At 48.1% G+C, this 10,794-nt stretch carries 12 protein-coding genes; 7 read left to right on the top strand and 5 right to left on the bottom strand.

From position 1 onward, the window contains the following. The first annotated feature begins 51 nt into the window (after positions 1-51). Both LBCZ_RS08900 and citG read left to right on the top strand, forming a co-directional pair. Complete coding sequence (locus LBCZ_RS08900) at positions 52-747, top strand: GntR family transcriptional regulator (protein ID WP_010491343.1); 696 nt, start codon at positions 52-54, stop codon at positions 745-747. Continuing rightward, positions 740-1,591, top strand: coding sequence for a triphosphoribosyl-dephospho-CoA synthase CitG (gene citG, locus LBCZ_RS08895; protein ID WP_025013106.1), 852 nt, complete (start codon positions 740-742; stop codon positions 1,589-1,591). Before LBCZ_RS08900 ends, citG begins: the two co-directional genes overlap by 8 nt. Before the next feature lie 72 nt (positions 1,592-1,663). Here the strand turns inward: citG and LBCZ_RS08890 are convergent, their stop codons facing one another. Beyond that, entirely contained in the window at positions 1,664-2,062 is a 399-nt protein-coding gene (locus LBCZ_RS08890) for a hypothetical protein (RefSeq protein WP_025013107.1), read from the bottom strand. Between the two features lie 219 nt (positions 2,063-2,281). On the opposite strand from LBCZ_RS08890, the gene LBCZ_RS08885 reads away from it, so the two are divergent. Then, positions 2,282-2,845: a hypothetical protein gene (locus LBCZ_RS08885; protein WP_039639193.1), complete on the top strand. Its 564-nt coding sequence runs from the start codon at positions 2,282-2,284 to the stop codon at positions 2,843-2,845. Positions 2,846-2,944: 99 nt separating this feature from the next. On the opposite strand, the gene LBCZ_RS08880 is transcribed toward LBCZ_RS08885, so the two are convergent. Further along, positions 2,945-3,754, bottom strand: a complete 810-nt coding sequence (locus LBCZ_RS08880) for an alpha/beta hydrolase (RefSeq protein ID WP_025013108.1) — start codon at positions 3,752-3,754, stop codon at positions 2,945-2,947. Between the two features lie 136 nt (positions 3,755-3,890). On the opposite strand from LBCZ_RS08880, the gene LBCZ_RS08875 reads away from it, so the two are divergent. Beyond that, positions 3,891-4,751 (top strand): RluA family pseudouridine synthase, encoded by an 861-nt coding sequence (locus LBCZ_RS08875; protein ID WP_025013109.1) that lies wholly within the window; start codon positions 3,891-3,893, stop codon positions 4,749-4,751. Positions 4,752-4,829: 78 nt separating this feature from the next. On the opposite strand, the gene rpmG is transcribed toward LBCZ_RS08875, so the two are convergent. From rpmG to LBCZ_RS08860, 3 genes are all read right to left on the bottom strand, one after another. Next, positions 4,830-4,979: a 50S ribosomal protein L33 gene (gene rpmG / locus LBCZ_RS08870; RefSeq protein ID WP_003566154.1), complete on the bottom strand. Its 150-nt coding sequence runs from the start codon at positions 4,977-4,979 to the stop codon at positions 4,830-4,832. A gap of 62 nt (positions 4,980-5,041) precedes the next feature. After that, complete coding sequence (locus LBCZ_RS08865; protein WP_025013110.1) at positions 5,042-5,617, bottom strand: hypothetical protein; 576 nt, start codon at positions 5,615-5,617, stop codon at positions 5,042-5,044. Between the two features lie 308 nt (positions 5,618-5,925). Further along, a complete protein-coding gene (locus tag LBCZ_RS08860) occupies positions 5,926-6,957 on the bottom strand; it encodes a DUF916 domain-containing protein (protein WP_025013112.1) in 1,032 nt (343 codons plus the stop codon). Positions 6,958-7,347: 390 nt separating this feature from the next. Between LBCZ_RS08860 and LBCZ_RS08855 the strand changes: the two genes are divergently transcribed. The 3 genes from LBCZ_RS08855 to alsS all read left to right on the top strand — a co-directional run bounded on the left by LBCZ_RS08855 (position 7,348) and on the right by alsS (position 10,731). After that, positions 7,348-7,872, top strand: coding sequence for a GNAT family N-acetyltransferase (locus tag LBCZ_RS08855; protein ID WP_039639188.1), 525 nt, complete (start codon positions 7,348-7,350; stop codon positions 7,870-7,872). A 120-nt stretch (positions 7,873-7,992) separates the two neighbouring features. Then, positions 7,993-8,547, top strand: coding sequence for a hypothetical protein (locus LBCZ_RS08850; protein WP_010491332.1), 555 nt, complete (start codon positions 7,993-7,995; stop codon positions 8,545-8,547). 507 nt (positions 8,548-9,054) lie between these two features. After that, positions 9,055-10,731, top strand: a complete 1,677-nt coding sequence (alsS, locus tag LBCZ_RS08845) for an acetolactate synthase AlsS (RefSeq protein ID WP_025013113.1) — start codon at positions 9,055-9,057, stop codon at positions 10,729-10,731. Positions 10,732-10,794 lie beyond the last annotated feature (63 nt).

Raw genomic sequence — 10,794 nt, 5'->3', positions numbered from 1 at the left:
GTTAACGGCTTTTTTTGGTATAATGGCCCTCAGGACGAGGGGGAACGAACGATGAATGAAGTGGTGCCAGCCGTTAAGAAAAATTTGGATCTTTCACAGAACCGGCCGATTAAAGAAGCGGTGTACGAAGCGTTGCGCAAAACCATCTTGCTGGGTGAAATACCCAGCGGTGAACGGATTAACGAGAAGAATCTATCCGAAAATCTCAACATTAGCCGCACACCTATTCGTTATGCGCTTGAACGTCTGGATGAAGAGGACCTGGTCGAACGCAAAACCGGTATTGGGGTTGTTGTGAAGGGTATTTCGATTAATGATGCATACGAGATTTTTGACATTCGCAAGGAATTGGATGTTTTAGCGATTCGCAAGGCCATGCGCTTGATGACGCCTGACCAATTTAAACAGATGCGGGCGCTTTTGGAAGAAACGGATCGCCTAAACGATGCAGGACGAGTGTCGGAAGTCATGGCAAAGTTTACCGAATTTAACAACTTTATTTATGATGCGAGTCACATGCTGCGGTTGAAAATGATTGTCAATCAGCTGCAAAATTATTTGATTTATTTTCGTGATATTAGTATTAATGGTGATGATCGGCGGAATTTAGCGATTCAGGAACATTGGCTGCTTTATCGCGGCATGTTAAATCGGGATGACGATCAGATCAAGCTCATCACTCGAGAACATCTCGAACACTCATTGCAATATATTCTAAAAGTCATGAAGGCCAAACACATTGAATGAACAACTTATCGCTCAAGCAGCGGTGAACAGTTTACATGCGGAAGTGCTGCTTACGCCCAAGCCAGGTTTAGTCGATCCCGAGTCTAACGGGGCCCACAGGGATATGGATGTCACCACATTTGAGGCCAGCATTGACGCATTGGCACCTTATTTCACGCAATACCTGCATGCTGGTCTGGCAGCTAAAACAGTGCCGCAACTTTATCAGGAGTTGCGTACGATTGGCATGGACGCAGAAAGTGCCATGCTGACGGCAACGCACGGCGTCAATACGCATCGTGGTGCCAACTTTTCTTTTGGCTTTTTATTAGGTGCACTTGGCTGGTTGTTGCAGCAGAATTCCTTGCATGATTTGGCGGCGGCGGAATTTGCGCCGCTTTTTCCGGCAGTTGCGCAAGTTGCACAAGGTGTCGCCGGCGATTTTCGCCATTTAGGTGACAAAGCGCAGCTAAGCCACGGCGAAGCTTTATATGTGAAACACGGCGTCACAGGAGTCCGTGGTGAGGCTTTGGCCGGTTATCCAACCATTCGTGAGCACATGTTGCCATATCTGCGACAGACGACGACACAGGGCGATTTGCGTTATCTGCGCTTAATGGTGCATTTGATGGCGCAAGTTGAAGATGCCAATCTTTTGCATCGCGGCGGTCCGGCCGGTTTGCGATTTGTTCAGGATGCGGCGAAGACGTTGTTGCATGTTTCCGATACGCAGTTACCCAATGCCTTGCGCACCTTGAACGCCGAAATGATCACCCTGAATCTGAGCCCGGGCGGTACGGCCGATTATCTGAGTCTGGCATACTTTTTTGACGCATTGACGCTCCTGGGAAGCCAGCCAGCGTGACCAGATTATTCAGTTTCCAAAATAAGAAGCTAAAGCATGGCACTCGTGGTAATTGCGGGCGCCGTTTTTGATTCAAACCGGAAAAGGAATCAAATCGATATGCCGAATCATGTCGATACTGATGTTTTGACCGTCGACATTGACCACATCGCTATCGCTTAATCCGGCCACTTTGCCGGTGATTGGCGGCAACATCTGGCCATTTGGTGTTTGCAAATCAAGCTGAAGGGTGACGGATTGGCCTTCAGCATAAGCGCGCAACAAAATCATGCGAATATAAGGCTGCTCTTGTAAAGAAAGCGGCGGATAGGTGACACTTTCGGCCTTTGCCTGCTTTTTTAACGCTGCGGTATGGTCGGAGAGGTAATAGCCTTGCCACTTGCGCATGCCACGGTCGATATATCGATTGGCAAAAAAATCGTCGACCAACGCCGCAAACTTTTGCTCGCCGATTTTATCTTCATACGTCATTCAAATCACCTCAGAACAATCTTACGAACATATGTTTGCTTTTGCAAGCTATTCGTACTATTTTTACTAAGTTACAAAAAGATGACATGCCAAAGCCTTGTAAATATTAAGATTTGTTTGCTTTGACATCTTTTTGTAACATTGAGAATGATCTGCATGCTAGACTAAAAATGTTGAAAGAAGCAAAATGCTGATCAGGTTTGAGTGGGAGTGGTTGACATGAAGAAATGGATGATGATAGCAGCAGCCTTGGTAACACTTGGCGGACTTTCCGGCGCCGCGTTTTATCAGCATCAAGTCAGTGCTAAAAGTGAGGTAAGAACGGCAGATGCCGGAACTGCGTCAACAAAAGCAGCGACGCATCAATCACTGACCAGTCAGACTAGCGCGCAAGTCAGTACATCAGAAAGTAAAAGTGAGACGAGTGTGACGACTTCAGTTAAAACGGATGTGGCCACTACGACTGCCAGCACTTCAACTGATGCTGTCAATTCATCTAGTGCAATAGCGTCTTCAGCAACCAGTCAGCCCACAGTTAAAGCACCGTTTTACATTGGCACATGGCACAATGAGCACGTGACACTGACGATTATCGGTGATCAGATGACCATTTCCCAAGCTGGCGTGAAAACAACTTCAGGTTACACAGCAACGCCAAAGGGGAACGGCATGATTTTGACGCCGACCGATGTTGCCGCAGATGCCATTTATTTGGTGCCGGTAAACGGCGGTCTTCAGTGGGTTGCACCGGGAGCGACCACCCCACTGATACTTCGGCCATAACGCTTAAACATAAAGACATAAAAAAATCGGCTCTAGCGTCTGTATGACGTCGGAGACGATTTTTTAATTTGGCAACTCGCCGATTTTACAAATAAAAACTTAATCTGTCGCCTTATTGAGCGTTTTATCTTCAACGCTGGTAAAGAGATGATCATCAAGGAAGCCCTTGGTTTCAGGTAATGCGAAACTGGTGTAGTCGCGTGCATGACCGGTACCTGGCACCACATGCAATGAAATGTCACGGCCAAACATAGCTGCCTGTTGCACGAAATGTAAGGCACTTGGCAGAGGCATTAGCTCATCTGCGGAGTTAAAGAGCAACGTTGGCCCGAGTTGGTCGGTCAAATGATTCGTTGGATTGACCGCTGTTAACAGCCGCGGATCCAGGCCGCCTAAATATGTTTGAATAAAGTACTTATAAAAAGCATCGTGGATTTCATGAATCTCAGTGAGACCAAATTCACTTTTGGCATCAACCGATGCTTTCACCATTTGATTTTTCTGAACCCAATTGGCAAAGTCGACAACCGGTGACCACGCAACCACGGGATAGCCGGAAGATAGGCTGTTTTGCAAAACCATGGTACCGCCTGAACTGGCACCTAACAGGCCCAGACGTTTGCGATCGAAGTCATAAGGGGAAGCAAGCAGCCAGTCGACAAAATGATCGAAATCGTTTTGCGCTGTCGGATACAAAAACTTCGGTGCTAGGCGAAAATTGGGAATCGCCACGAGATAACCGGCATTGGCAAAATATTCACCTAAATCATCTTCATTTTTCTTATCTCCACGGAACCAGCCGCCGCCGTGGGCATACACGATGGCCGCACCATTGGCATCCTCTGGCACATAAATATCAGCGGGTAAATTATGGGCCTCATCGTAAATCACATCTTTTTCTACTTGCATATTTGCCTGTTCCTCCTTATTCTTGTACATTAGTTATACTCTAACCATAGTCCCAAAAGCCGTTTGAATGCAAACTTTCCAAAAAATTCGTTCGGCTTTAAGGCGCAGAAATGCTGGTCATGACGAAGGGAAAACCATGCGATATACATTTGATTCAAAAGCGACAGCCACCACCACGGTTAAACGTCTGTTGGCCAAGCAAGGCGTTAGCCATCGCTTATTCAAAAAGATGCTGAGTGATCGGCTTCTGTGGGTGGATGGTCAGGCGGTCGGCAATATTGCGATTAACGCTGGGCAGGTCGTGCGCTTTGCGATTCCAACCACCAAAACGGTTACGCCGGAAAAGGTGCCGCTTCATGTGCTATACGAAGACGACAACTGGCTAATCGTAGCCAAGCCAGCCAACGTGACCAGTGTTCCCGGCCCGCATGCACCTAATCATAGCTTGTTAAATCGGATCGTGTGGTATTTGCAGCAACAGGGCATCACTGGACCGCAGCCAGCCATCATCACTCGGCTGGATCGCGATACTGTTGGACTTGTCCTGGCAGCCAAGCACCCTTACGCGCAAGGCCGTTTTGATCAGGCGCAACACGCAACGTTGGAAAAACAGTATGTCGCCGTTGTTAGTGGTCAGCTCACGAAATCAGAAGGCGAGATTGATGCTCCTATCGGCTTGGGGGCGGATGGGATTCACCGAATCATTACCGATGCCGCGCAACCAGCTCAAACCAGGTATAAGATCCTGAAAATGGCGACCAACACCCTTGTTGATGTGCAACTGCTAACCGGCCGCACTCATCAAATACGCGTCCATTTTGCCAGTCTCGGTCACCCGCTCATTGGCGATCGGCTTTATGGTCAACCAAGCACTTTGATTGACCATCAGGCGTTACAGGCCACGCGTTTAAGCTTTGTCGATCCATTTTCAAAAAAGCAAATTCACGCGGCGCTGCCCATTCCGTCTTTGTTTGAGACACTATTGACCGAAAAATGATGCTAGGCGTCAAAAAAGTACCTCCTTGCCGACAATCTCGGTAAGAAGGTACTTTTTTGACGTTTGACGGCTTATAGACTATTTCACTTCGGTAAAGACCACACGTTTGCGTAACTTTGGTGAATACTTCTTGAGCTGCAGACGATCAGGCGTGTTCCGCTTGTTCTTAGAAGTTAAATAGATACGTTCGCCGGTTTCATTGTTACCTAAGATGATATTGTTCCGCATCTTTCAGCACCTCGCTTTTTCATGATTTAACCTGTCAAGCATACAGGATTGACAGGGCAAAATCAAGGCTGAACCGTAAAGGCGGCAAGCGGCGTCACGCCATGGGTTTTGGCAATTTCAGCCACACCATCGGGATCAGCAGCCGTTAACCCGGGTAAATCAATGGCGTCACTTTCACCGGTATCGGCCTGCACAACTTGAAAAAGCGGTTCGGCCGGATAAACCAGCAGCTGAGTGGCCGTTTTGACATCCTGTGTGTCTTGGTGCAATAACGGCACATTCTGCAATGAACTTAGCAATGCCTGGTTGGCTTCGAGAAAATCGGTGAGCGTGTCCCAGCTGTCAAGAATCGCAATTGGCGGTTCCAGCGGCGTTAAATAAGCAGCAAATCGCCGCAAATCATCTTCCCATTTGCGAACGGAACTTTCAGCAAACGTGGTCTGATCCAATTGCTGAACCAAGAGCTGCGGAACCGACTCGGTCTTGACCGAATCCGGCATCGCCGTAATACGCGCGGTCAGATCGCTAATGCAGCGGTAAGCCTGTTTGACATCCGCCAAAAACTTTAAAATATCCGTCCCGCCGGCATCTTCATAAGCGGTTTGAAATTCATTACCAAGCATGCGGTTATTTGACATGGGAAACTCCTCCTTCAAACATGGTGAGCGTGAGGTGGCGCGCTTACACGCAGGCTTCTGCGCCACCGAACGCGTTATGGTGAGCGCGAGCCAGCGCGGTTACCGAGCGCGCAAACAAAACCCGGACAGTTTTGCTAAATCTCCGGCAATAAACAGCACTGCGGACGCGTTCTTGGCGCTACCATGTTTCAATAATGCGGCAGTCAATACAACCGGCCTTAAGCAATCACTAAAACCATGATGCCTTGAGGCCGGTGCCTGTGCGCTACCTTTATCATAAGCCAAACATGCGGTAACAGCACGCTTTTCTACTGATTTTGCTTGTGTCGAACGACCGTCCAGCGCCAAATACCCAGAATAATGATGAGCAAGCCCGTTGCGATACCGGCAATAATCCAAGGAAGAGCTAAACTATTTTGCGACGCAGCAGGGGTCTGCGGCCGGGAGACGATGGCATTGCTCGGCAGGTGGCCGTTATACCGAAAGTTAACCTGCTTGGTCCAAGTATACGAACCGGATTTTGCCGTCCATTTTAGGGTATAAGATCCGGCCGGCAATTGCTTGCCATTTAGTGGCATGCTTTGCATGAAGCGGGAATGCGGCGCAACCGCCAAGCCGGCAAAGTGTCCTGTCAGCACTGCCTTAGTCCCGCCTGTTGGGAGTAGCGCATAATCAGTGGCGATTTCGCCAAACTGATTGCTTGAAGGATTATGAATGTTGGCGTTCACTACCGGATAATGGTTGGCAGTCCCAATACTGGCTTTTGTGAGTTCCAACAGTGGCGGATTAGGGGTTTTCAGATCCTGTCGTAAGATGATTGGGATGCCAATTGCAAACTGATCTGTGAATCGGACGCCGCCAGTTGATGACGTCGCCGCTGTGTCGCCTTTTTGCAACACATAAAAGCCACCAGAAATAATGCCAATAAAATGCGTGGTTGGGGAATGCAAATGGTAGGTGACCACCTGATTGCTTCCCGCGGCAATCGTAGCCGAGGCCGGTCCCTTAATCAACGTATTCAGGCGAATGGCATTTTGATCTAACGACGGCCGACTCTGATCGAAGGCGATCATGCCACTATTGGTGGTGTAAGCGGGGTTTGCAGCGAGCGTATAGGTTTGGGTTTCATTAGTTTGATTGGCGATCCGCAATTGTAAGTCTTCTTGCTGATCGGGTTGGACCTCCAAGTCAAAATAGCCAGTAACTGTCTGACGTTGATTAGCCGGTAAGATCGGCGTGACGGTGAATTTTGGCGCAGCAGCAGCGTTGATAGCTCGAAGCGGCCAGATAAAAGCCATGAATATAAAAAGTAACAAAATGTTACGTACAAGCTTTTTCATGTGTCCTCACCTTTTGTCTGTAATATGTAGGTGGCAACAGGTGCCACCGAGTGCGATCACATTTATCGCTGCCTGTCAGACGCGGGTGAGGTTTGCTAGTAAATCGAGCATCGCCTTGTCTGATTGTTATATTGAATTATTTTTAGATAACAACTTTATTTTACCGATAAGTAACATTCATCCAGCATAAAATGCTTGTGCATGGTTGCGCGATCGCATGAGCCACAATGAGCGGGGCTTGTCTTCGCGTGACGAATACTCGATAATATGAAAAGATAAAAAGTTTGTTGACGAAGAAAATACGGGCTTTAATTCAAATGGGAAGGACGTTCATCTCAATAAACGGAAAAAATTTTCCACTAAATGAGACAAGCGTCAGGGGGAGGAACCATGTTACAAGGACCACGGGTGACAGTTCGCCCTTTTGTACTGGCAGATACGGATGATTATTTTGCTTATGCCAGACTGAAGCAGGTGACCATGGCCGCGGGTATGACACCTTTACTGACGCGGGAGGCGGCGGCCAATCATGTTCAACGCTTCGCCCGCGAGCAGCAGGATCTGGCGTTGGTTTACCAAATGCATGTGATTGGCAACATTGGGGTCTATCCTCGCGCCTTGTCGCCGGAAACAGGGGATGACATGACGCGTGAGATCGGGTATATCCTTAATCCGGATTTTTGGTATCAAGGACTTATGCGCGAGGGCCTGCAGCTTGTCATCGCTGATCAATTTGCTCATGGCATCAAGGCCATCTGGGCAGGCGTTTTCCCCGGCAATCAAGCTTCCATTCATTTATTAAAAAGATTAGGCTTTGTTTTTCAGTTTGAGGTGCCATTGCCACGAGGGTTAACCGAGCACCAGCCGCGCGATGAACAATACTTTCGACTTTTGCCGAAACAGTTTGAAAAATGAGGATTTTCTTTAATCAGTTTTTGAAAGCCGGGTGAATTCAACGCGGTTTTTTTCTTTTGTATAGGCATCGGATTGAAAAATGCTATAATGAAAAACGAGTAATAGTCTGGAGGTTTCAAAATGACTGTGCAAACAGAGTACCAGCAGGCCTATAAGAAGCGGCTTGCAGCAATCGAAGCCGATCCGCAGTTCACCGTGTTGTCAAGCATGAATCAGCCGCAGGATCCGGCGCAAAAGAAAGTGAGCCAATATATTGTGTTCACTGACTTTAAATCCGACGAACAAAAGCAAAAAACGAACTCGATTTACGTCTACACACCATTTGAAAATGTTGACAAGTATGGCCATTCAAAAGCGGATTATCAAGCACAGCTCCTGTTTGAAACCAATCGCTGGGATAATGTGATGCACATCACCGTCTTGGAGACATTGGGTTCTGAAAGTCGGCTGGCTTTTTACGATTTTGAGAATCTGGGTTTGGCACAGCTGGCGTTAAAAGCATTTCTTAACCTGGCAATGAAAGCCGACATCGGTTTAGTCGACGGCACGATCAGTTCGTTTGACAAAGTTAACTTAGCTAAGTTACGGCACATTTTCACGAAATTCGGTTTTAATATGAAAATGACAGACCCCAAGACCGGCATCGGCAAAATCAGTCGTTCCATGCAGTCTTGAAAGCAGTCGTTATTTGGAAGTTGTATGATTAAGTTGGCATCGCCTATTATGGCGGTGCTTTTTTGATGAGCGTGAACCGGCGCGGTAAGAAGTCGGAGCATAAGGACCTCGAGCCAAAATGGCTGGTCTTTGGCCATTTTGGCTCGAGGTCCTTATGTGCAGGCTTCTGGGCCGGTGAGCGCGTTATAGAAACCAGAGTTTGGCCGTTAATTGCCCTAAAATAGAACACCTGTAAGCAAACAAATAATCTGACCCGTCCCCGCGGCACTTTGTGAGCAGTTTTTAAGCAAAGTTTATGCCGTTTCGTTTAAAATCAAGATGATGCTAAAAAACATCAGCTAAGTGACTCCCGACCGACTCGACCAATTTTATAATTGATACAGATTGATGAAAAATATGTAACAGAACATTTCTGTTTAGTCAGTGTTTTTCAAAAAAAAAACTAGGCTTGAAACGGAACACAAAAAGCGTATTATGAAACACATCAATAATTTAGGAAGTGGCGAAATGGCAGAAGAGAAGCGCTATGGCGCAGATTTAATTGTCGAAAGTTTGGCAAATCACGGGATTGATTATGTTTTCGGTATCCCCGGCGCCAAAATCGATCGGGTTTTTGAAACCTTGGAGCATCCCAAATCAGAAAAGAGTCCGCAATTAATCGTGGCACGGCATGAACAGAACGCTGCGTTCATGGCTGCCGGGATCGGGCGTTTGACTGGCAAACCCGGCGTTGTCCTGACAACTTCCGGACCAGGTGCTTCAAACCTGGCAACTGGCCTAGTGACCGCAACCGCTGAAGGGGATCCGGTTTTGGCTTTGTCTGGTCAGGTAAAGCGGGCGGATCTGTTGCGTAGTTCCCACCAAAGCATGCGTAATGCCGATCTCTTTGCGCCGATTACCAAATATGCCGCTGAAGTGCAGGATCCGGACAATGTTAGTGAAATCATTGCCAATGCTTATCAAGCCGCGGAATCCGGCAAGCAAGGGGCAAGCTTCGTGTCGATTCCTCAAGACGTCACTGATTCACCGGTGAACTCGGAACCGATTAAGCCGCTGGTGGCGCCAAAGTTAGGGCCGGCAAGTCCTAGTGATATGACTTACCTGGCGCATGCCATTAAAGAGGCATCGCTGCCTGTCTTACTTTTGGGAATGCGCGCGTCATCAAGCGACGTAACCGAAGAGATTCGCGAGTTGTTGTCAGTCACCGAGTTGCCGGTTGTTGAAACCTTCCAAGGTGCAGGTATTATCTCCCATCGCCAAATCGACAATTTCTTTGGCCGGGTGGGTTTGTTCCGCAACCAACCGGGGGATATGTTATTGCAACACAGCGATCTTGTCATTGCGATCGGCTATGATCCGGTTGAATATGAACCACGTAACTGGAACGCGGATGGCAAGTCGCGCATCATTGTCATTGACGATGTACCAGCGGAAATCGATCACAACTTCCAGCCAGAAACAGAGCTGATTGGTGATATTTCCCAGACGCTCGATATTTTAGTCCCGTTACTGCGGGGTTATCAGGTTGCGCCTGAAAGCAAGCAGTATCTCACAGAGTTACAGGCCAAATTACAGGAAAGTGATGTTCCGCCAGCCCTCTCAGATCAAAAAGTCTTACACCCGCTCAGTATTGTAGCCGCATTGCAAAAACGTGTGACAGACGACATGACAGTTGCTGTGGACGTCGGCAGTCACTATATCTGGATGGCCCGCCATTTTCGGAGTTACGAACCGCGCCACTTGCTGTTTTCCAATGGGATGCAGACGCTAGGGGTTGCTTTACCTTGGGCGATGGCGGCGACTTTGGTACGTCCGGGCAAAAAAGCAGTTTCGGTGTCAGGCGATGGCGGCTTCCTTTTCTCGGGGCAAGAGCTAGAAACAGCCGTTCGTTTGAAGGCTGATTTGGTTCATATTATTTGGAACGATGGCCATTATGATATGGTAAAATTCCAAGAAGAGATGAAATATGGTCGGGCAGCAGGTGTCGACTTTGGTCCGGTTGATTTTGTGAAGTATGTAGAAGCTTTTGGTGCCAAGGGTCTGCGGGTCAATAAACCGAGTGAACTTGGCAAGGTGCTTGATGAAGCGTTTGCGACTAAAGGGCCAGTGCTGGTTGACATTCCGGTCGATTATTCCGATAATGCGGAACTCGGCGCGGCAATGCTGCCTGACCAGATTTATTAATCGTTGGCGGCAGGTTGATTCTGGGCGGCTGCAGGCCCAACCCTGCGCAAAAGGAGGGACTTC

This window comes from Lacticaseibacillus casei DSM 20011 = JCM 1134 = ATCC 393 (genome assembly GCF_000829055.1).
Lineage (GTDB): Bacteria > Bacillota > Bacilli > Lactobacillales > Lactobacillaceae > Lacticaseibacillus > Lacticaseibacillus casei.
The sequence above is the reverse complement of the archived record's forward strand: the minus strand, read 5'-3'. Positions and strand labels throughout refer to the sequence as shown.

Bases quoted from the DNA above. Each gene is read 5' to 3' on its own strand.
- alsS (WP_025013113.1), top strand. From the start codon at position 9,055: ATGGCAGAAGAGAAGCGCTATGGCGCAGATTTAATTGTCGAAAGTTTG.
- LBCZ_RS08900 (WP_010491343.1), top strand. From the start codon at position 52: ATGAATGAAGTGGTGCCAGCCGTTAAGAAAAATTTGGATCTTTCACAG.
- LBCZ_RS08875 (WP_025013109.1), top strand. From the start codon at position 3,891: ATGCGATATACATTTGATTCAAAAGCGACAGCCACCACCACGGTTAAA.
- LBCZ_RS08855 (WP_039639188.1), top strand. From the start codon at position 7,348: ATGTTACAAGGACCACGGGTGACAGTTCGCCCTTTTGTACTGGCAGAT.
- rpmG (WP_003566154.1), bottom strand. From the start codon at position 4,979: ATGCGGAACAATATCATCTTAGGTAACAATGAAACCGGCGAACGTATC.
- LBCZ_RS08860 (WP_025013112.1), bottom strand. From the start codon at position 6,957: ATGAAAAAGCTTGTACGTAACATTTTGTTACTTTTTATATTCATGGCT.
- LBCZ_RS08880 (WP_025013108.1), bottom strand. From the start codon at position 3,754: ATGCAAGTAGAAAAAGATGTGATTTACGATGAGGCCCATAATTTACCC.
- LBCZ_RS08885 (WP_039639193.1), top strand. From the start codon at position 2,282: ATGAAGAAATGGATGATGATAGCAGCAGCCTTGGTAACACTTGGCGGA.
- LBCZ_RS08850 (WP_010491332.1), top strand. From the start codon at position 7,993: ATGACTGTGCAAACAGAGTACCAGCAGGCCTATAAGAAGCGGCTTGCA.
- LBCZ_RS08890 (WP_025013107.1), bottom strand. From the start codon at position 2,062: ATGACGTATGAAGATAAAATCGGCGAGCAAAAGTTTGCGGCGTTGGTC.
- LBCZ_RS08865 (WP_025013110.1), bottom strand. From the start codon at position 5,617: ATGTCAAATAACCGCATGCTTGGTAATGAATTTCAAACCGCTTATGAA.